Source organism: Providencia zhijiangensis, from assembly GCF_030315915.2.
GTDB lineage: Bacteria > Pseudomonadota > Gammaproteobacteria > Enterobacterales > Enterobacteriaceae > Providencia > Providencia zhijiangensis.
In genome coordinates this window covers 807,111-829,249 of record NZ_CP135990.1, presented here as the reverse complement: position 1 = coordinate 829,249, position 22,139 = coordinate 807,111, and the positions used below count along the sequence as shown (strand labels likewise).

Here is a 22,139-nt window from a genome sequence, read left to right as displayed (position 1 = left end):
TGGAAAAAATCTCCCCTAGCTGTTACTTACGTTGATCTTCAATGCGGCAGCAATCGCCAACGGAGAAAAGGTTATACTTGCTGCAAATAGTGCGCCGAGGATCGCAAAATATCCGCCAAGAGGCATATTAAAACTGTACGCTTCCATCGTGCCCGTCGCATAAATTAACACCGGAATATATAGCGGTAACACCAGTAAACTGACCAGCACGCCCCCTTTTTTTAATGATACGGTGAGCGCCGCACCAATCGCACCAATAAAGCTCAATACTGGCGTTCCTAGCAGTAACGTGCCCGCTAGCACCAATAATGTGTCGCCATTAATGGATAACATGACCGCCGCTACAGGGGAAAGTAGTACCAGCGGCAGCCCCGTCACTAGCCAGTGGGAAATCACTTTGGCTAAAACTGTGATAAACAGAGGGTGTGGGGCCAGCAATAATTGCTCTAACGAGCCATCCAGATAGTCATCTTTAAATAAACGCTCTAATGATAGCAGCGACGATAAAATGGCTGCCACCCAGAATATCCCCACAGAGATCCGTGCCAATAATTGCGGTTCAGGGCCTATACTCAATGGAAAAAGCGTGATGACGATTAAGAAAAACCACAGTGGGTTAACCAATTCGGAGAAACTACGAAAGGCAATTTTGAGCTCTCTTTTTATTAATAGCCAAAACATCACTCGTACCCGCCTGTCAGTTTTAATGTCCCAAAGTGTCCTTTCATCGCTTGGTGCGACGTAAATAAAATCATGCCACCTTGTTCTGCATGTTGATGAAAACGCTCAGTTAACCTATTGACACCCGCCACATCAATGGCCGTGAATGGCTCATCCAAAATCCACAGTGGCGCCTCGCTTAACCATAAGCGAGCAAGGTTAACTCTGCGCTGCTGCCCTGCTGAAAGCTGCCCAACAGGAATATCTTCATACCCCATCAAGGAGACCTCTTCGAGCGCAGACCAGATTTTGTCACCTTCGGGTTCTTGGTGGTGCATTTGGTAATAAAACTTCAGATTTTCATAGGGGGTTAGCAACGACTTTACGGCCGGTTTATGCCCCAAATACAGCAAGTGGCGAGTAAACTCTTCTTTAAGTTTTTCAATAGATTGCTGCTGCCATAAAATCTCACCTTCATCTGGTTTTAATAACCCAGCCATCATGCGTAACAGTGTGGTTTTCCCTGCCCCGTTAGGTCCTTCGACCTGCAAAATTTGATTCGGCAAAACCGAAAAATCCAGCTGCCGGAATAGCGTTCTATTTTGTCGATGGCAGGTAATTTTATCCGCACTTAACATGGGGGTGAGTTCCTTTTAACATCCGTGAGGTCGCTAGCTTTTTGTGATTTTGTTCAGCAGCATATCACTAATGCTGTCATTAGAAATTGTTTCACCGCAAAGCACTTGCATCAAAACTTCCGAGCCAAGGGATGAGAGTGAAAACAGCATATCCGGGTTCAGCAAACGGATTTTATCCATGTTTGACTCTTGGTTAACCAATACCACGGTTTTTGCTTCGCTTTTACTGCCTGATTGCGCTTTTACACCGAGTAAAGCAAAGGTGCTTAACGAGTCGCTATCAGTCATGATCAGCACACATTTCGCCTGTTTTACATTGGCTTCCGCCAATAACGCGGAGTCCGTTGGGTCGCCTGTCACGATATTATCTTTTTCGGGATAGTGGCTGCGGTGGCTTTCTTGGCAAATCACCGCCACTGGCAGCTCCCGTTTTTTCAGTGCTTGATAGACATTGACTGCCATCGGGGTACTACCAATCACCACATAATGACTTTTCATATATGAAAACCTCTTGCGAACAATCTCTTTGGTGCCTTTGGCTAATACACCCACCACATACACCACGGAGGTAGTAAAAATGGTGATCCCTAAAATAATTACAGTCACCGTAAAGACTCTGGCATCCAAGGTGACAGGCACAATATCGCCAAATCCTACGGTCGTCATACACACCAGCGCAAAATAAAATGCCGTGGTGCCATCTTTCACAACGGGCATGAATTCATCGCCGATATACAGCGTACCGAAAATGGAATAGAGCAATAATGAAATAATACAAGTGAGCGCCACAAACCCTGCGCTACTGATACTGTGTCGAGGGTACAGTTTCCAAAAGAGTGTTAATGCGACAAACAAGCCAAAGGAGAAATAACCTTGTCGTACATGTTCCGTTGCCACTTTTAAGTCAACAAAGGCAATGATTGCCAATAATAAGAGCGCGAAAACCCATGCGATGCGCGCGCCATTGATCATAAATAGCGAAAGAAAGATCAGCGAGATACCCAGTAAGAAGCGGGGAATATCCAACAATTTCATAAACCCTAAGGATTTTAACCACTCGGTAAATCCACTTTGACGCCAATCGATATAGTCCGTGTAAGCACTTAAGATGGGCTTTAAGATGAGCCCGCCATCAACGATAATCAAAATGGAGAGCAGAATTCTCACGGCTAAAGCGGATTTCAAAAAAGCCACAAAGGCGTTATCTAGCATCGTTTATGCCTCGCATTAAGCATCCCCTATCAATTAAATGCCATCAGTATTTCTAGCTAATAGATTAACAAAGAATAATATCAATTCCATTGCTTATGCAATAAATGAAAAGCATGAAAGAAAGCCTCATTTCTGAATGAGTTAATCATTAAATGAGCCCCCAAAAGAAAAATTTATAAATGATTTAAAAATCATTGATAAACAATGTAATAAATTAGTGCTTATCTGCATCTACAATAAACAATAAAACAGTAAACACATTCTTAATATAATTTGAACTTACTCGATAACTATCTATCTAAAAAACGATTTTTCGACTATGTTTTGATTGTTACTTAACGAAACTAATAATTAAGAGCTAAAAATTTATGGTTAATTCGATAAAAGCAGGAAAGTTTAGCTGGATGTCCTTGTTCTGGCTGTTAATATTTTTCTGGTATTTCTCATCTTTACTGCAGCTGTATGTGGTTGTTACGGGACAAAGTAACACCATCGGGTTAAGAGACTCTTTACTCTATAGCTCACTTTGGCTAGTTCCCGCGCTATTTTTCCCTCGAAAAATCAAACTTGTGGCAGGCTTAATCGGGATTGTGTTATGGCTATCCTCGGTTGTCGCTCTCGCTTATTTCGTGGTGTATGGGCATCAATTATCCCAAAGCGTGATGTTTGTGATGTTCGAAACCAACACCAACGAAGCGGGTGAATTCTTACGCCAATATCTGAGCTTTAAAGTGATTGCGGTGATTTTGGCTTATACCCTTGGCGCTATTTTCCTATGGACACGTTTAAAACCTGTCACGTTGCCAGTACCTGGACGTGTGATTGTGTCCGCACTCGTTCTGATCGTGCTATTTGGTGTGCCTTACTACAATAAAGCCATCAAACAGCAGCGCCCTTTCGAAAACGTGGTTTCCTACGTTAACAGTAAATTAGCGTATGCCGCACCATGGCAGTTTGTAAGTGGTTACTTCCTGTATAAGAACCAACTGGCAAACATGGAAGAATTAATCCGCGACAACAGCAAAATTCCACCGTTAGAAAATTTTGTTGATGCCAATGGCAACACCCCAAGAACGTTTGTGTTGGTGATTGGTGAATCCACCAGCCGCGACAGAATGAGCTTGTATGGTTATTCTCGTCAAACAACGCCAGAGCTTGATCAACTGGAAAAACAGTATCCAAACAATTTGGCGGTCTTTAACGATGTGGTTACGCCACGCCCTTATACCATCGAAGCGTTACAACAAATTTTAACCTTTGCTTCAGAAACTGAGCCTGATCTGTTTAATTCCCGCCCATCTATCATGAATATGATGAAACAAGCTGGCTTTAAAACGTTCTGGATCACCAATCAGCAAACCATGACTGAGCGAAATACGCTGTTAACGGCGTTCTCTCGTCAAACTGATAAGCAATATTATTTGAACAACGATATGGCGCAAAGCTCCCGTATTTATGATGACGTGGTGCTCGACCCATTCAAAGAAGCCTTAGCCGATCCTGCTGAGAAGAAATTTATTGTGGTGCACCTACTTGGTACCCATATGCGCTATGAGTTCCGTTATCCTGAAGATAAAGCCATCTTCACCGATAGCAATAGCCCAGTGCCGACCAACTTAAAAGGCGACCAAATTAAAGATTACAATGCCTATGATAATGCTCAGCATTACAATGACTATGTGGTCTCGTCGCTGATCAAAGATTTCGACTCTTCAAAAGAAAATGGCTTCTTAGTCTTCTTCTCCGATCATGGTGAAGATGTTTACGACACGCCACCACATGAAATGTTAGGTCGTAGCGAAGGCAAGCCAAGCAAAGTGATGTACAACGTACCATTCTTAGTCTGGCAGTCGCCAGAATGGTTACAGACTCATCAATTTGACTTGAAAGATAAAACCGCTCGCCCATACAGCAATATGGATTTTATCTATACATGGTCTGATTTGGCGGGTCTCAAGTACACCGGATTTGAGCCACAAAAAAGTCTGATTAACAATGAGTACCAACCACAGCCTCGTTGGATTGGTGACCCAGAAAATAAAGCATCCATGATGCTGTATGATGACTTAAAGAAATAAACCTCAATCAGCGCAAGTGGGTGTTTACTCACTTGCGCTCTCTCCTTCCCACACAAGCTCCTTCCCACACATCTTTACAGACGCTACATAGATCTTTTTCCATTTCATGTGCTACATTTTGATTTGTCTATGTCGGTATTTTAGCCCCAAATGAGTTTACCGTTTAATTAGTATTTTTCTAACATGACCTGTTAAGGAATTAATAATGAAACATAAAATCATTTCTTCTCTTGTTGTTGCAGGCGTTTTAACTCTCGTCGCTGGCTGTGATGATTCATCAAAAAAAGACAGCGCGGTTCAACAAGTCGAAGAAAAAGCCACCCAGTTAAAAGACGCGACTGAGCAAAAAGCCACGGAGTTATCTGATAGCGCAAAAGCCACCGCGCAAGATGTGAAAAACGATGTTTCTGACAAAACATCTGAACTCTCAGACAAAGCCAAAGCGTTAGCGGACCAAGGTGAGAAAAAAGCGGATGAGCTGAAACAAGATGCATCTGACTCCGCCGATAAGCTCAAAGAACAGTATGACAAAGCGTCCAGTGAGTTTTCAGAAAAAGCACAAGACATGAAAACGGATGCCATTAACAAGGCTGACGAACTTGCCACTGATGCTAAAGACAAAACTGAGGCGTTAAAATCAGAGAATGATGCGAAGAAATAAATCATCGCATTTTCCCCTTTTTTCATTCTAAAGCAGACAGGTCTTGTCTGCTTTTTTTATGCGCACTGAAATTAATTCATTTTGCTATTTAGCCCGCTTTAAGGCTATTTTTAGCAACATAATTATCTCTTTTGCTCATTTGGTTACACTCCCCTAAATAACACCAAAATACAGTAAGATAAATAAACAATGAATTGATAAATAACATGAAATTTACACCCTTTATTTATTTTCATTTTCCCACTTAGGTTGATCATTGATGGCTACCATGGCAGTATACCCTTTCGTTTTTTGTTCATAACAGGGTTCAAAGGGGGTCACCACTTACCAATTTTTGTTGATAATTCAGCCGTAAATCACCGTTATCAACGCCCACAATTTAGCCATTTTATTGTTCTTTCTATTTCGTTTCCTACAGGGAAACCCTTTCGTAATAACCTATTGTTTCATTCAGAAGGACAGCTCGCCGCATGCCCCCTTAATATTGGTATGCAAAAAATAAAATAAAAATTAAAGAAGGTCGTTATGAGTCAAAACGTGACTGAAAACAAAAAAGTACGCACCAAAATCAGCCCTCCTGTGTTTTACAGTTCGGCTATCATTATTCTGCTTATCGTCGGTTTTGCCGCCTTAATGCCTGAAATGGCAGAATCTCATCTAAGTCATCTTCAAAAGAACCTATTTAACAACGCCAGTTGGTTCTACATTCTCGCTGTAGCCATCATTTTGTTGAGTGTGACTTATCTGGGACTCTCGCGTTATGGACAGATAAAATTAGGTCCTGATCACGCACAACCCAACTTCAGCTATGTCTCTTGGTTTGCTATGTTGTTCTCAGCGGGTATGGGTATCGGCTTGATGTTCTTCGGCGTTGCCGAGCCTGTCATGCACTATCTCAACCCACCAGTGGGGGATCCGCAAACCGTAGAAGCCGCCAAAGAAGCCATGCGCCTGACGTTCTTCCATTGGGGATTACACGCTTGGGCTATCTACGCCATTGTCGCTTTGATTCTGGCCTTTTTCAGCTATCGCCACGGTTTACCACTCACTCTGCGTTCCGCCCTATACCCCATTATTGGTGACCGAATTTATGGTCCTTTAGGTCATGCAGTGGATGTGTTTGCGGTGGTTGGTACCGTGTTTGGTGTCGCAACCTCTCTTGGCTTTGGGGTGCTGCAAGTTAATGCCGGAATGAACCATCTGTTCGGTTTACCGGTGAATGAGACCGTGCAAGTCGGTTTGATTATCACCTTCACGGCTCTTGCGACCTTATCCGTCGTCTCTGGGTTAGATAAAGGGATCCGCATTCTATCTGAGCTGAACCTTGGTCTCGCCTTCCTGCTCTTACTGTTGATAGTGATCTTAGGCCCGACGGTCTTACTGTTAAAATCCTTTGTGGAAAACACGGGGGGATATCTCTCTGAAATTGTCAGCAAAACGTTTAATTTGTATGCCTACGAACCGAAGTCCAGTGATTGGTTAGGGGGCTGGACGCTGCTGTATTGGGGTTGGTGGTTATCATGGTCGCCGTTTGTTGGAATGTTTATCGCCCGAATTTCTCGCGGCCGTACCATTCGTGAGTTTGTCACTGGCGTGCTGTTTGTTCCTGCGGGCTTTACCCTGATGTGGATGACGTTCTTTGGTAATACCGCCATTGATTTAATCAAAAACCAAGGAGCAACCCGACTGGCGGAAACCGTGCAGTCTGATGTCTCTCTCGCGCTATTCGAATTTTTGACCTACTTCCCGTTTTCTACGGTGTTATCGTTCTTCGCCATGCTGATGGTGGTAGTGTTCTTTGTCACCTCTGCGGACTCTGGTGCCATGGTGGTCGATACCCTCGCCTCTGGCGGTGATTCAAATACCCCAGTTTGGCAACGTATTTTCTGGGCAGGATTAATGGGCGTTGTCGCTATCACGATGTTACTTGCAGGTGGTCTACAAGCACTGCAAACCTTAACCATCGCTAGCGCGTTGCCATTTGCTATCGTTCTGCTTATCTCTATTTATGGGCTATTTAAAGCGTTGCGAGTGGATGCCTATAAACGAGATAGCCAGCAATTAGCCACCATTGCACCTACCGCTAGTCGTAATCCAATTCCATGGCAGCGCCGTTTACGTAATATTGTCTATTTCCCGAAACGTGCCCATGTAAAACGCTTTATGGAAGAGTCAGTGAAGCCATCCATGGAGATGGTTTCTGAGGAGCTCGCCAAGCAAGGGACGGTTTGCCATATCCATACCGATAAAGACGATAGGATCGGATTTGAGGTGGATTTAGGCGAAGATATGAACTTTTTATACGAAGTTCGCCTACGTTACTATATTCAGCCGGCCTTTGCCCTTGCTGGTATGGGAACAGAAAATGATGAAGAGCGCAGTGAAGAGCAAAAATACTATCGCGCGGAAATTCACTTAAAAGAAGGTGGGCAGGATTATGATGTGATGGGCTGGGCGAAAGAGCAGATCATTCATGACATCCTCGACCAGTATGAAAAGCATATTCACTTTTTACATTTACTGGGTAAGTAGCCCCAAATGGAGTTCATCGATGAACTGGTTTAGGATCCACTTTGATGGTTGGATCAATGACCACCTGTAAATAACACATCGTTGACCTGTACAAAATTATCTACAGGCACAACAGTTTTCAGCCGAGCCTAACAGACAGGCTCTCAATTTCATTTTGTGGGCAGTTCCGACGAGCTGCCCACAATTAGTTTTATGCTGAATTGCCATTACTCTATTAGTAATATTTTAATAATAACTATTTTTAATTAGTATTGATGGTTTTATTTGCGCATAAAATATTTTCTCATTGTGTCCCTCTACTGAAGTAATGATGATTTCATCACCAATAATTTCTATCTTATTGACATTAATAATATTTATTGTTGCAATCTTGATGTTTCTAACTTTTAATATAAGAGTTGCGCTGTTTTCTAATATAGTAAAATAAAAGAGGAGAGAGATATCGCCAGTACTATATTCATAGCCAAAAGTTAAACCATCATCTAAGTTCGTGTAAAAAGGCTCATTTTCAAAGAATTCAAGCAATTCAACACTATCTGGGTATTTATAAATGCTCATTATTCACCTTTAGGAATTGTTGTTACAAAAGTCATATTGCCATTGCTTTCTATTTTATATGTCGTATGGAAAACTGTAGCTTTACCTGATGGTCCAATAAGAAATGACTCGCGCTCTTCAAATTTTCCCCACTTATTTTCAAATGTATTAATTGTATTACCTTTCAGCTGAGGTGTTACTTTAAAATGTTCGATAAGGATATTTTTTCCGATAACGTCCTCAAATATCCCTAATTTTTTCATGGTATTAGCCATTTGATTTGTTCTACTACTGTTATGATCACCGCTCGTAACATGACCGAATAGATATTTAAACTTGTCCTCATGGAAAATAACTGGATTTTTTATTTTTATAGTGGGCTTTTGCTTAGTAATTCCCATTGCACCTATAGAAGCAGCAAAATACAAGTCTTCTAAATTTTTTTTACTCCACCCTGTATAGTTACTGGCATTTTCAATCCATTGATTAAAGACAAACGCTTCCATATCAGTTGAACTATCAATTTTAGAGTAAGTGAATAGCTGTATTGATTCCACTCCACCAAAAGCAGGATAGTTTCCAACTACTTTTCTTTCTTTTGTTATCCAATAGTCCGCTAATAAAGAGTCCTCAATATGTAGTGGTTTAATAAATTTGGCCACCTGAACAGAGGTGATATGCTCACCTCAGAACAACACAGGTGCCTTAATGAAAAAACGAAATTTCAGTGCAGAATTCAGACGTGAATCAGCCCAGCTGGTTGTGGATCAGAACTATACAGTTGCAGATGCCGCGAAAGCCATGAATGTCGGGCTTTCCACCTTGACGCGGTGGGTAAAGCAATTACGGGACGAACGGGCAGGCAAAACACCGAAAGCATCCCCTATCACGCCGGAACAAATTGAGATACGTGAGCTGAAGAAAAAAATTCAACGTATTGAAATGGAAAACGAAATATTAAAAAAGGCTACCGCGCTCTTGATGTCAGACTCCCTGAACAGGTCTCGGTGATCGGGAAACTCAGAGCGCATTATCCTGTGGCCACTCTTTGCTGCGTGTTCGGAGTTCACCGCAGCAGCTATAGATACCGGGAAAACCGGCCTGACAATCCGGACGGCAGGAGAGCCGTATTACGTAGTCAGGTTCAGGAGCTGCACGGCCTCAGTCATGGCTCAGCAGGTGCAAGAAGTATCGCTGTAATGGCAACACACAGGGGCTTCCGGATGGGACGATGGCTTGCCGGACGGCTAATGAAGGAGATGGGGCTGGTGAGCTGTCAGCAGCCTGTTCACCGGTATAAACGTGGCGGTCATGAACACATTGCTATCCCGAACCACCTTGAGCGACAGTTCGCAGTGACAGAGCCCAATCAGGTATGGTGCGGCGACGTAACGTATATCTGGACCGGTAAACGCTGGGCATACCTGGCCGTTGTACTCGACCTGTTCGCAAGGAAACCCGTGGGCTGGGCAATGTCATTTTCTCCGGACAGCAAACTGACAACCAAAGCGCTGAAAATGGCATGGGAAATACGAAATAAGCCATCCGGGCTCATGTTCCACAGTGATCAGGGTAGCCACTATACAAGCAGGCAGTTCCGACAGTTACTGTGGCGATACCGGATAAAACAAAGTATGAGTAGGCGTGGTAACTGCTGGGATAACAGCCCGATGGAGCGCTTCTTCAGAAGTCTGAAAAATGAGTGGGTGCCGGTGACCGGCTACATCAGCTTCAGTGAAGCAGCCCATGCAATAACGGATTATATCGTCGGGTATTACAGCGAAGTCAGGCCGCATGAATATAACGGTGGATTACCACCAAACGAATCAGAAAACCAATACCGGAAAAACTCTAAAACCGTGGCCAATTTTAGTTGACCACTACAAAATGAAGTTGGCGATTATAACGTTCTATAATTTCAGCTGAATTCGCAGCACTATTGATACCACTTGCTTCACCTGTTGCGATTAGACCTGCGAAAGCTCCTGCTATGCGGCTAATTTGTGCTTGCTGCTCTTGCCAATTATCGGTTTTATCAAGATTATCATTAATCGTAATACCTGCTATTTGGACAGCTAAAACACCAACTATTGCACCTCTAACATTACTATTACTGATTTCAGCACTAATTGCCGCTACAACTGCATGAGGAATAGTCTTTCCTACTTCAGTGAGTAACTCTCCCTTATCACCAATCAGTTTTGCACCTTCCGCATTAACTTGATTACCAATATTACTGAGTAAGGCACTCTTGAAGTTATCGGTAAAGCTGCCACCTTGTATCGAGGTATTCACCGTTGAACTAATCACAGATTGTGCCGCGACACGTTGAGCGACTTTATTCCAGTCTCCATTAGCCAGTAACGGCAATTTGGCATCTGCTGGATTACCTTTAGTCCACTCCATTTTGATATCAAGGCCATTGAGCGCTCCTGAAATCACCATTTGAGCAATAATGGATTTGACGGTATCGCTTTTTCCAAGCGAGTTAAGTGTCTTGGATAGATTTCCTTGGTTTTCAGCCAGTGCGACCGCAGCTTGCGTAGAGAGTGCTGTCATGCCGGAATAGGCTGCGCCTGAGATGACCGCTGCGGTGGTTCCACTAGTTCCAGATGCTGCCCAAGCGGCAAACTGTGATGCAGTACCTGATGTCATGGCTGCAACGGTTATCATAATTAAAGCTGACGCAACAGGATTTAAGCTTTGGCTTTTATAATCCCAACTGTCATATGCATCCTTAACTAACCCCCACTGTACATCCTTGCGATCTTTTAGACCTGCGAGCCATTTTGTACCTTCGGTTTGCCCAAGGGTATTTAGGGCATTCTGTAAGCTTTGGTTATTTTTAGCTTTAACATCTGCGGTGACGCCCTTTGCGGCATCAATGGTCAACTTGCCACCAATGTGCAGGGCTGGCAGTACCCATTTATCTTCGGTATACCCTTTATTGCGTTGGGTAATATAAAACCCTTTCGAATTAGAAATCACTTGCTCAAAAGTGGTGTTCTTCACCGCTTTAAAATTCACCTTACCGGTTTGGCTGGTGATTTTGGCATTCTTGCCCGCATTAATTTTGGTGGCTTCTAACGTGACATCATCCTTGGCATACAGGTTAATATCACCGCCAGCGGTAAATTCAGTCACTTTATTGGTTGTTTCACTACGCGTTTTTTTGACTTCTTTTTTGGTTATACAAAGTGTCCATTTATTGCATTTTTTCTTTTGTTATTCATAGTGGCTGGTTTCTTCCATCGCTTGTGCATAGAGATACCCGCCTTTTGCCGCAATATCCATCGCACCTTTGGCAACGAGACGAGACGCTTGAAAAAGAATGCTCCCCTCAGACAAAATGGTCAGGGTTTTACCGCTGTTAATTTCAGTGCCAATTTGGCGATATAGATCCTCTAATCGTTTACCCGATTGTTTGCGATAGTGGGTTTTAGCTGACTCTAAGCGAATATTTCCCCCACTGGAAATCGTAATGTCTCCCAGAGATTTGATTATGCTACCTTGTGCGGTGAGAGCGCCGTTTGAAGCCAGTGTAACGCCTTTATCTCCCGAAAGCGTCGAGGTCACATAGCGGATATTTTGGTTATCTTCATTTGGATTCGGAATAGCAGAATAAGCCGTAGCGGTTAATTTAATATCACGCCCCGAGAGCGCAGTGAGTTTGCCCTTGGATTGAAGGTTTGCGGATTGAAAATCAATATCACGAGCCGCATTTAACGTGATATTGCCATTCGCAATGAGTTGAGAACGTAGCTCTGGATACCGATTAGTTTTAAATACATTGTCGACATCTCTAATCGCTTTTGAGCCTAACAAAATATCTTGACCCGCATTGAGCGTCAGGGATTTTTCACTGTTAAAGGTTATACCCCGCGCTTCAATATTTTTACCTGCGGTGAGGTTGATGTCCTCCGAACTTGCCCAGTTTCCTGTTTTAGTGAGTAACGCATTGATATTTGCCACAGGCTCTGAAGCCGCGAGTTTCATTAAATTGGACTCATCACGACGAATAACAATATTGTCATTGGCACTGAGGGTGAGTTTATTCGTTTTAGCTAATTGCGCATTATCGAAAGTGATATTTTTACCCGCTTGAATATATAACGAATTCGCAGCGTTAATAATTGGGGGAGATAACACGTTATCTTTAAAGGCTGAGATGGGGTTTAAGCTGTACTGAAGATTGCCATTTTTCGCAATTAATGTGCTGTCTTTCGCGGTTAAATTGGCTTGATTAAGATTAAGGTCGTGATTCGCAATTAGGCTTTGTGATTGATTGGCAACTAATTGCGCATTATTAATATTGATATTTTGACCCGCGATGATAGACAGGTCATTTACAGACTGTAAGTTAGTGGAAATATTTATATTATTAGAATTTAAGATGATATTTTTTGCGGTAATAGCGAAAGAAGGATCACCTAATTGTACTATTTTCGCTATCGATTTTTCGGTGTTAGGAAGTTTGCCTTCAAGATTAATGGTGTTTTTAAAATCAAGAACAACATTATTTCCTGCAGATATAGACTTATAATTTAATGCGTTAGGAGCCCAAGAATAAAACTTATCAATTAATATAAAATCTAGTGGCTCATTAACATAGAAAATATCGTAAGTTCCTTCATCCTCACTTTCATCTGCAAATTTACCTAAATCATCATAAGAAGTATCGTACTTATACCAGAAATTTAACATCCCTGGATTAAAAGAATAAATAGACGCATTTTGCCCTGTTAATACCATATTGTTTTTGGAAGAAATCCCTCCAAAATCATTCACTAGTTCATTGGCATTTATATAAATATTTTTTCCTGACTCTATCTTTCCTGCTTCATTTTTCAATTTATATTCTTTTCGTTCTACATTGATGCTATCACTTTCAATAAGATTGATGGTGCCAAACCATTTTTTATATGGAAAGTTTTTTAAATTGGCATAAAGCGTTATTATCGATACAACACCCTCTCTGCGCCCAAAGAACGATGTAACATACTTTCTATGTACGGTAGAATCAGCTTCTATATTCTTAATAAGAATAGGTGAGCTGATAGCTGTATTGGTCAGTTTCTTTGTTCTAACAATCAAATCCCCTGCATTGGTCTTTATCGTTCCCGATTTATTTTCAATCAGGGTGCTCAAATCCCCTTTGGCATTTTTTTGCATCCACAAGTTGTCTTGTGCTTGAATGAGTGCGCTATTTCCTGTGTTACTGACGTTATCAGCGAAGACACGCATATCCTTACCAGCGATAACCTTTCCATTATTGGTGAGGGTGTTGGTGGCTAATGTGATGTCTTTGGCGACATTCACGTTGGCATTGGCATTAATTTGCAGATTTTTGGTGCTGATATTAATGTCTTTTTTCCCTTGAATATTGCCTGCAAGGGTAATTTTGCCATCAACGGTTAATGTCAGGTCATTTTGGTTGGTTTGCACATTGCTGAGGTTAATTCCCACCCCCGCCTCGGTACTGACCAATTTAACTTGGTTGGCATACATCCCCCCGAGTGCCTTAGTATCTACTGAAACACTCGGCTTTGCCCCTTCCCCGCAATGGGTGCCACAGTGCCTTTTTGAAAGTCAACGCGGTTGGTGCCTTGCATCAGAGTCAAGTTCTTAGCTTTGATTTGCCCATTCAATTCGGTGGCGCGGCTGATAATATCGGCATAGGTTTGTGCTTCAGCATTCATGCCATTAGCGCCGATAACCACACTGCCTTTTTTCACTTCAACTGCAGACAAGGCGCCCTTGTTATCCAAAATGGGTTTCCCTGTGGTCAAGGTAATCGCAGGGGTATTCACAAAGCTACAGCCATTGCAGGTAATCCCATTCGGGTTGGCAATTAAGACATTCGCCCCTTTACCTGCCACTTCCAGCTTGCCCTGTAATTCTGAGCGGCTACTGCCCGTCACTTCGTTAATAATCAGATTGGCAGCATTCCCTTTTAAATTGGCATTGGCTTTGAGTTGCCCGGCAATTTGGGAGTTCACATTGCTGGTGGCGTTATTGAGTACCGCACCTTGTTTATCCACATTAAATTGTTGGAATTTATTGTGTGATATCCCCGCCCCATTCGGCGTGGCAATATTAATAACTGGAATATTATTTTGTTGGCTGACTTGGGTGTTTTTATCTGCCGCCGTCATGACTGCCCCCCAAGCGGGATGTAAAGGGTAGACAGCCGTTAAGAAAATAATGGTGTAACTTAATAGCCGCTTAGGGCGCGAAGGCAACTGTTCATTTAGCATAAATAATCCTTTAAAAACGTAAAGCTACAGAGAGAATGAGACTGACCAGTAGGCCGACCAATTGTCTGGTTTAAGTTGTGAGGGATAATGCAAAGGCTTACTGAGGAAAAACTGAGAATAAAACAGGCTATCACCGGTAAAAGAGAGACCAACGGCTCCCCCCGCTAGGGTGTCATGTTCAACGTGGTATTTATCTGAGCTAATAAACCCGTAATCTAATGCACCGATAAAACGCAGTTGCCCAATTGCCGTATTGGCGATGTCTTTGTTAATTTCATTACGCCAATACCCGCCTCGATTACCACTTAAAGCCTGCTCATGGTAGCCACGAACAGAGTACTGCCCGCCAATGCTGATGCGTTCAATGCCGTATAAGTTATCGGGGGAATATTGACCGTAAAATGAGGTTAAATAGATCAAACCATTGGGGAAAAAATACTGATAACTGCTGCTTAAACTGAATTTGCGGTAATGGCTGCGTGGCGAGTCTTTCGCGAGGGTATCCGGTGATGTGCCAAAGGCAGATATTCCCCATTCAGCGGCAGGGTTAAACGTGGCATAGCCTTGCCCGAGTGTGGTGCTGTACTGCGGAGTAAATGAGAGGGAGGTTAGCGTTGGGCTACTGATACTCAACGTTTGGGAAGCCAACTGAGTATTGGCTTTTTTATGTTTTAAACTGCCTTGTAAGGTTAAACGCTGCTTACCATCACGATAAATTAAGCGGCTGACATCAAATTGTTGGTTGGTATTTTTGCCTTCATAACGGTATTGCTGACCTAACGTCTTAAACGGTTGTAGCGTGCTGTTACGGTAAAATTGATAGCGGTAAGACCAATAGCCATAAGGAACGTTGATTGCAGCAACCGTGTAGCGACTGTGATGAGAACAACTGAAATCTGTATCGGTACTGGCACTGAATGACCACTGTTCACCAAACCCTAAAGGGGAGTCCACCGTCAAGCTTCCAGTAAGCAGCTGTTTTCCTGTTGCTTTCATGCCTGAGTTATCAAGGTTCAGTTGGCTCGTAGTGGGCCATTTTTTTCCTTGCTTATGAATAATAATCCGAGAGTCGCCATTTTGGGTGCCTGGCTGAATATCGATAGTGTATTTGGCTGACGATAATCGATTGAGTTGCTCCAACCCTTGTTCAATATCCCGTAAATTTAATATTTTGCCTTGTTGATGAGGAAAGATCTGATGAGCTAAACGCTTAGGGGAATTTTCTATCTCGATAACTTCAATTTTCCCTTCAATCACTTGCAATATTAATTGATGTGAAGATAAGTCTTGTTCTGGGATGATTGCTTGGGAGGTAATAAACCCTTGCTCAATGTAATAGTTAGTGACCTGCTTGGTAAGCCCATATATTTCGCTAAGTGTAAGACAACGATTGAGATAAGTTGATGTTAATTGCGTCTGAGTTGTGGCACTAAGCTGTGTAGCGCCGACAAATTGGATCTCGTTGATAGAAAAACAGGTTTCATCTTGAGTCGGTTTTAAAAAAGCATTATCCACAATGATAGCGCTCTGTTTTTCCAATTGATTACGCTGGTTCAGCTCCAACTCTAACCGTTGCTTTTGTTCAAACTGAATGCTCTCCTGTGATGAGCTCAGAAATTGGTTTCCTGCATAACCATAAGGAGAGATGATGAATAACGATAAGTATATTAAACGCCAAAAAATTTGATGAATAGTCATGTTGTTTGAGTTTACGTATGAGTAGTTACTTTTACGTAATGTAACTCATTCTCATTCAATTTTTTCAGCTAAAAAACATACATCATGACTAAAATTTAATCTTTCTTGTATTAGATTTTATTTATCGCACTCTTTTTATTCAATTGCTTCAATAAATCTTCATTTAACAAAAAACGCTATTATAAATTAGCGATCAAGAGGCTGGAATTCCAAGCTTATTGAGTCGATGTGAATACAAATTCAACTACAATGGTTTCACAGGAAAATATAATACTTTAGATTGGAATAAATTTGATATGGTCAATGGGAAAGAAATGACTCCTCGATAAGCCCGAGATCATTATTTATAATCCCACGACCAAAACATCGACAAGTCATATTTATATCAAGGTATAGCCACCAACAGCATTATTATACGAAATTTGAAGAAGGCTATGCGCTCTTACTTCTATCCATAATATTGCTATAATCTGGGCTTTCCAGAGCAATCAACTCTTCCAGCAATGCCGTCAATTGCTGCATTTTCTCTTGGGAGAAAGCCTGTTCAATCTTTTGATAACCCTCTTCAACTTCCTGACGCGCTTTGTCATACAGGTCTTGTCCTGTTGGCGTCAGTGACACGTACAGTTTACGTTGGTCATTCAATGGCTTTAAACGGAAAATAAGCCCTTCACGCTCCATTCGAGTCAAAATCCCCGTCAAACTTGGGCGTAAAATACAGGTTTGCACTGATAATTCATGAAAATCAATCGAACGATTATCCGCTAATACACGAATGATACGCCATTGCTGTTCCGTCAAATTATAAGATTTCAATATTGGTCGAAAGAAGCCCATTGCAGTCTCTCGCGCCTGTAATAATGCAATTGTCAATGATTCATGCATAAGCTTAAAACTCACCACGCTATTTAAAGTTATGAAACACCCACGACAGGGGGGGTTAGTCAGCCTCCGTGCTGGTTACCATTTTTAACGCTGCCATTTTTAATGCGGCTGTTTTTTAACACTACAGTTTTTAACGCCGCTTTAGGGTTAGCAATAAATCATAGGGTAACTGCAACACACTCAATTATCTTAAATGCAAGAGTAGCATGCGGCACTAACAATCACAAAGAAAAACACCAAAATATTAATGAGTAAATAAATTTTATCAAAAATTCAAAGTTAATATATTGTAAAATTTTAAAAGTTAAAAAAATAATAAACTCATTATATACAGTAAGTTACACATTCACCCCTTTATTATGTTAATAAGATCACAATTAAAATTAACATTTCCATAAAGCTATTGCTTATTACAAAATAATACTTTATTAATATATTAATAATTACTCAGAATCGATCTCTTTAATAAGGAGTTGTCAATGAAAGGCACTGTTTTTGCCGTTGCCCTCAACCATCAAAGCCAGCTTGATCATTGGCTCGAGGCGTTCCAGCAAGCCCCTTATAAAACCCCACCGAAAACACCTGTGTGGTTTATTAAGCCGCGTAATACACGCATTAATTCCGGGGATAACATCCTGCATCCTGCTGGCGAAGAAGTGCAAAGTGGCGCAACGCTGGCGTTAGTGATTGGTAAAGATGCACGCAAAGTTAGCGCTCAGAATGCGCTGGAATTTATTGCTGGTTTTGCGCTGGCGAATGAAGTTAGCCTGCCAGAAGACACCTTCTACCGCCCTGCGATTAAAGCAAAATGCCGTGATACTTTCTGCCCAATCGGCGAGTTAGTGAAAACGTCATTATCTTCACCAGTTGAGATCGTGACACTGATTAACGGCCAAGAAGCTGACAAATGGTCAACCAAGGATCTCGTTCGTAGCGCAAGCGAATTAGTGGCTGCACTGAGCGACTTTGCAACCCTAAAACAAGGGGACGTGATTTTACTGGGTACTCCTCATAAACGCGTCACCATCAAACCGGGTGATCACGTTGAGATCCAAGCAGCTGGCTTCCCAAGCCTCAAGAACAGCGTTGTTGCGGCAGGAGGACAATAATCATGAAACACGCAAAAATTCGTTATCAAGGCACTGAATATTCCGTCACTGTCGGTGACGACGAAGCCATCAAGCTGCCAAACGGCAACGTAATTGCTGGCGATAGCGCTGATGTTGAATGGCTACCACCTGCACAAGGTACTTTATTCGCGTTAGGTCTGAACTATGCCGACCACGCCACTGAATTAGAATTTAAGCCACCTGAAGAGCCACTGATTTTTATCAAAGCAGAAAACAGCTTAACAGGTCACCGCCAAGTGTCCGTTCGCCCAGACAATGTTGAATACATGCACTATGAGTCTGAGCTGGTCGTGATTATTGGCAAAGCGGCGCACAAAGTTTCTCAAGAAGATGCCATGGATTACGTCGCAGGCTACACCGTATGTAACGACTACGCGATCCGTGACTATTTAGAGAATTACTACCGTCCAAACCTGCGCGTAAAAAGCCGCGATACGTTGACGCCAATCGGCCCATGGATGGTAGACAAGTCAGATATTAAAGATCCACACAACCTCGCACTGTACACCTACGTTAATGGTGAATTGCGTCAAAAAGGCACCACCGCGGATCTGATTTTTAATATCCCATTTTTAATTGCCTACCTGAGTGACTTTATGACACTGCAACCAGGCGACATGATCGCAACGGGCACGCCAAAAGGGCTGTCCGATGTGGTTCCGGGTGATGAGGTGATCGTTGAAGTTGAAGGTGTGGGCAGGCTGATCAATACCATTATCAGCGAAAAAGAGTATGAGGAGCGAGTGTGATGACTAAGATTAACCATTGGATCAACGGTAAAAACGTTGAAAGCAAAGAGTATTTCGAAACCACTAACCCAGCAACGGGTGAAGTATTAGCGGAAGTGGCATCCGGCGGCCAAGATGAGATCAACCAAGCGGTTGCTGCTGCAAAAGAAGCCTTCCCTAAGTGGGCAAACACGCCAATGAAAGAGCGCGCACGCTTAATGCGCCGCTTAGGTGAGCTGATCGACGAAAACGTTCCTCAAATTGCTGAGATGGAAACTAACGATACCGGTTTACCTATCCATCAAACTAAAAACGTGTTGATCCCTCGCGCGTCACATAACTTTGAATTCTTTGCTGAAATTTGCCAGCAAATGAACGGTCGCACCTATCCGGTTGACGACAAAATGATGAACTACACCCTGATCCAGCCAGTGGGTGTGTGCGGGTTAATTTCTCCGTGGAACGTGCCATTTATGACCGCGACATGGAAAACTGCACCATGTTTAGCGCTAGGTAACACCGCGGTTCTGAAAATGTCTGAATTATCTCCACTATCTGCAAACCGTTTAGGTGAATTAGCCCTTGAAGCGGGTATCCCTGCGGGCGTACTGAACGTGGTGCAAGGTTACGGTGCTACAGCGGGTGATGCACTGGTGAAACACCATGACGTTCGCGCTGTCTCCTTCACAGGGGGCACCGCAACGGGTCGCGCCATTATGCAAAACGCGGGTCTGAAAAAATACTCAATGGAATTAGGCGGCAAATCTCCGGTTCTGATTTTTGAAGATGCCGACATTGAACGTGCAATGGATGCCGCGCTGTTCACCATTTTCTCTATCAATGGCGAGCGTTGTACTGCGGGTTCACGTATTTTTATCCAAGAAAGCATTTACCCAGAATTCGTAAAACGCTTTGCTGAGCGTGCAAATCGCCTGATCGTCGGCGACCCAACGGATCCGAAAACCCAAGTGGGCGCACTGATCAGTCAACAGCACTGGAACAAAGTGTCTGGTTATATCCGTATTGGTATGGAAGAAGGTGCAACCTTGTTAGCGGGTGGCCCAGACAAACCAACGGATCTGCCGGCTCATCTGAAAAATGGCCACTTCCTGCGCCCAACGGTTCTGGCGGATGTGGACAACAGGATGCGTGTGGCCCAAGAAGAGATCTTCGGACCCGTCGCTTGTTTGATCCCATTCAAGACCGAAAAAGATGGTCTGCGTATGGCGAACGATGTGGAGTACGGTCTGGCTTCTTATATTTGGACTCAAGATGTCAGCAAGATCCTGCGTCTTTCTCGCAATATCGAAGCCGGTATGGTGTTTGTTAACACCCAAAACGTCCGTGATTTACGCCAACCATTCGGCGGCGTAAAAGCCTCCGGCGTCGGCCGTGAAGGCGGCGAGTACAGCTTCGAAGTGTTCGCCGAAATGAAGAACGTTTGTATCTCCTACGGCGACCACAACATCCCACGCTGGGGTGTGTAATAAAAAGTAAAATTATTCCGTAGCAAGCTACACCATTTTTTATTCTAAGTAATTTTGAATCAATGATAATTAATTTAGCTACTTATCCTAAGTAGCTAAACGGCAGACGATAGCATCTCGGGAAGCATACACAGTAAGAAGCAAAATTACTCAGTAGCAGGCTACACCATTATTTATTCTAAGTAATTTTGAATCAATGATAATTAATTTAGCTACTTATCCTAAATAATTCGTGTTGTAGCTAGGCGGCAAGTGAAGTTATCCCTAGGAGCATACTGAAGTATGTGACTAGGGTGACTTTATGAAGCCAACAACGCTACAGCGCGAAGTATGACGGATAAGCGAAGGGGAAAAGACATGGGTAAGTTGGCATTAACGGCGAAGGTAACACACGTCCCATCAATGTACCTATCTGAACTGCCGGGCAAAAACCACGGCTGTCGCCAAGCCGCCATTGATGGGCACAAAGAAATCAGTCGTCGCTGCCGTGAACTCGGCGTCGATACCATTATCGTTTTTGACACTCACTGGCTGGTCAACAGCGCTTATCACATTAACTGTGCCGATCACTTCAAAGGCATCTATACCAGTAATGAATTGCCGCATTTTATTCGCGATATGGAATATGAATATGACGGCAACTCCGTATTGGGTCAGATGATCGGTGAAGAAGCTCGCAAGCTAGGCGTTCGCGCTCAAGCTCATGAAATTCCAAGCCTAACTCTGGAGTACGCAACGCTGGTTCCAATGCGTTATATGAACAGCGATCGCCACTTTAAAGTGATCTCCATTTCAGCATTCTGTACCTCACACAGCTTTGAAACTAGCCGTAAATTAGGTGAAGCCGTACTGACTGCGATTGAAAAATATGACGGTACCGTGGCGGTATTAGCGAGTGGCTCCCTGTCTCACCGCTTTATTGATGACCATCGTGCGGAAGACGGCATGAACAGCTATACCCGCGAATTCGATGAGCAAATGGACAAACGCGTCGTCAAACTGTGGCGTGAAGGTCGTTTCGCTGAGTTCTGCAAAATGCTGCCAGAGTACGCGGATTACTGCTATGGCGAAGGTCATATGCATGACACCGTGATGTTATTGGGTCTGCTCGGCTGGGATAAATATGATGAGAAAGTCGAAGTGTTAACTGACCTGTTCGCCAGCTCCGGAACTGGGCAAATCAACGCGATTTTCCCACTGCCAAAGTTTATTACTGATAAACAAGCTGCCAACGCATAAGGAACTGATATGCCTCATTTTTATGCTGAATGCACCGACAACATTCGTGAAGAAGCCGCCCTACCCGAGCTGTTCGCTAAAGTAAACAGCGCGTTAGCTGGCACAGGAATTTTCCCGTTAGGGGGCATTCGTAGCCGCGCAATCTGGCTGGATACTTGGCAAATGGCGGATGGCAAACACGATTACGCGTTTGTGCATATGACTTTAAAAATTGGTGCAGGTCGCTCCCTTGAAGATCGCCAAAAAACCGGGGAAATGCTGTTTGATCTGATCAAAACCCATTTTGCCGATTTAATGGCAAAGCGTTACTTGGCGCTCTCTTTCACCATGGAAGAGCTCGATCCTGTTCTGAACTACAAACAGAACAATGTGCATGCCTTGTTTAAGTCATAGAAAG

16 protein-coding genes and 1 pseudogene are annotated in these 22,139 nt (G+C 43.1%); 9 read left to right on the top strand and 8 right to left on the bottom strand.

What is annotated here, in order from left to right:
* Window positions 1-15: 15 nt before the first annotated feature.
* The 3 genes from ccmB to QS795_RS03635 are packed head-to-tail and all read right to left on the bottom strand — an operon-like array spanning window position 16 to window position 2,510.
* On the bottom strand, window positions 16-681 hold the full coding sequence (ccmB, locus tag QS795_RS03645; RefSeq protein ID WP_036954037.1) for a heme exporter protein CcmB: 666 nt from the start codon (window positions 679-681) through the stop codon (window positions 16-18).
* Entirely contained in the window at window positions 681-1,298 is a 618-nt protein-coding gene (ccmA, locus tag QS795_RS03640; protein WP_318626873.1) for a cytochrome c biogenesis heme-transporting ATPase CcmA, read from the bottom strand. The genes ccmB and ccmA overlap by 1 nt, the downstream gene beginning before the upstream one ends.
* Before the next feature lie 33 nt (window positions 1,299-1,331).
* Window positions 1,332-2,510 carry an ion channel gene (locus QS795_RS03635; RefSeq protein ID WP_154604488.1) on the bottom strand — a complete coding sequence of 393 codons (1,179 nt, stop codon included), beginning with the start codon at window positions 2,508-2,510 and terminating at the stop codon, window positions 1,332-1,334.
* A gap of 368 nt (window positions 2,511-2,878) precedes the next feature.
* Between QS795_RS03635 and cptA the strand changes: the two genes are divergently transcribed.
* From cptA to QS795_RS03620, 3 genes are all read left to right on the top strand, one after another.
* Complete coding sequence (cptA, locus tag QS795_RS03630; RefSeq protein ID WP_154604487.1) at window positions 2,879-4,588, top strand: phosphoethanolamine transferase CptA; 1,710 nt, start codon at window positions 2,879-2,881, stop codon at window positions 4,586-4,588.
* 205 nt (window positions 4,589-4,793) lie between these two features.
* Window positions 4,794-5,249: a hypothetical protein gene (locus QS795_RS03625; protein ID WP_154604486.1), complete on the top strand. Its 456-nt coding sequence runs from the start codon at window positions 4,794-4,796 to the stop codon at window positions 5,247-5,249.
* A gap of 525 nt (window positions 5,250-5,774) precedes the next feature.
* Window positions 5,775-7,781, top strand: coding sequence for a BCCT family transporter (locus tag QS795_RS03620; RefSeq protein WP_286271009.1), 2,007 nt, complete (start codon window positions 5,775-5,777; stop codon window positions 7,779-7,781).
* 225 nt (window positions 7,782-8,006) lie between these two features.
* Here the strand turns inward: QS795_RS03620 and QS795_RS03615 are convergent, their stop codons facing one another.
* Together QS795_RS03615 and QS795_RS03610 are read right to left on the bottom strand one after the other, a co-directional pair.
* Window positions 8,007-8,339, bottom strand: coding sequence for a hypothetical protein (locus QS795_RS03615; protein ID WP_154628261.1), 333 nt, complete (start codon window positions 8,337-8,339; stop codon window positions 8,007-8,009).
* A complete protein-coding gene (locus QS795_RS03610; RefSeq protein ID WP_318626872.1) occupies window positions 8,339-8,980 on the bottom strand; it encodes a hypothetical protein in 642 nt (213 codons plus the stop codon). The genes QS795_RS03615 and QS795_RS03610 overlap by 1 nt, the downstream gene beginning before the upstream one ends.
* Before the next feature lie 46 nt (window positions 8,981-9,026).
* On the opposite strand from QS795_RS03610, the gene QS795_RS03605 reads away from it, so the two are divergent.
* Window positions 9,027-10,195, top strand: a protein-coding gene (locus QS795_RS03605) for an IS3 family transposase (protein WP_166685554.1) whose coding sequence is annotated in 2 segments (ribosomal slippage) — window positions 9,027-9,276 and window positions 9,276-10,195 — 1,170 coding nt in all. Because the reading frame shifts where the segments join, the coding sequence is not laid out codon by codon here.
* Between the two features lie 10 nt (window positions 10,196-10,205).
* Here the strand turns inward: QS795_RS03605 and QS795_RS17525 are convergent.
* The 3 genes and pseudogenes from QS795_RS17525 to hpaR form a co-directional block, all read right to left on the bottom strand.
* A pseudogene (locus tag QS795_RS17525) lies at window positions 10,206-14,575 on the bottom strand (DUF637 domain-containing protein); the annotation flags it as partial.
* Window positions 14,576-14,599: 24 nt separating this feature from the next.
* The gene (locus QS795_RS03585; RefSeq protein WP_286272573.1) at window positions 14,600-16,273 is read right to left on the bottom strand and encodes a ShlB/FhaC/HecB family hemolysin secretion/activation protein; all 1,674 of its coding nucleotides are present in this window, start codon (window positions 16,271-16,273) and stop codon (window positions 14,600-14,602) included.
* Window positions 16,274-16,705: 432 nt separating this feature from the next.
* Complete coding sequence (hpaR, locus tag QS795_RS03580; protein WP_006657322.1) at window positions 16,706-17,158, bottom strand: homoprotocatechuate degradation operon regulator HpaR; 453 nt, start codon at window positions 17,156-17,158, stop codon at window positions 16,706-16,708.
* 479 nt (window positions 17,159-17,637) lie between these two features.
* On the opposite strand from hpaR, the gene QS795_RS03575 reads away from it, so the two are divergent.
* The 5 genes from QS795_RS03575 to QS795_RS03555 all read left to right on the top strand — a co-directional run bounded on the left by QS795_RS03575 (window position 17,638) and on the right by QS795_RS03555 (window position 22,135).
* Window positions 17,638-18,267 carry a fumarylacetoacetate hydrolase family protein gene (locus tag QS795_RS03575; protein WP_286272578.1) on the top strand — a complete coding sequence of 210 codons (630 nt, stop codon included), beginning with the start codon at window positions 17,638-17,640 and terminating at the stop codon, window positions 18,265-18,267.
* Window positions 18,268-18,269: 2 nt separating this feature from the next.
* Window positions 18,270-19,037, top strand: a complete 768-nt coding sequence (locus tag QS795_RS03570; protein WP_154604482.1) for a fumarylacetoacetate hydrolase family protein — start codon at window positions 18,270-18,272, stop codon at window positions 19,035-19,037.
* Window positions 19,037-20,503, top strand: a complete 1,467-nt coding sequence (gene hpaE / locus QS795_RS03565; protein ID WP_286272580.1) for a 5-carboxymethyl-2-hydroxymuconate semialdehyde dehydrogenase — start codon at window positions 19,037-19,039, stop codon at window positions 20,501-20,503. The genes QS795_RS03570 and hpaE overlap by 1 nt, the downstream gene beginning before the upstream one ends.
* A gap of 357 nt (window positions 20,504-20,860) precedes the next feature.
* Window positions 20,861-21,742, top strand: a complete 882-nt coding sequence (hpaD, locus tag QS795_RS03560; RefSeq protein WP_006662718.1) for a 3,4-dihydroxyphenylacetate 2,3-dioxygenase — start codon at window positions 20,861-20,863, stop codon at window positions 21,740-21,742.
* Window positions 21,743-21,751: 9 nt separating this feature from the next.
* A complete protein-coding gene (locus tag QS795_RS03555) occupies window positions 21,752-22,135 on the top strand; it encodes a 5-carboxymethyl-2-hydroxymuconate Delta-isomerase (RefSeq protein WP_154604480.1) in 384 nt (127 codons plus the stop codon).
* Window positions 22,136-22,139: the final 4 nt, after the last annotated feature.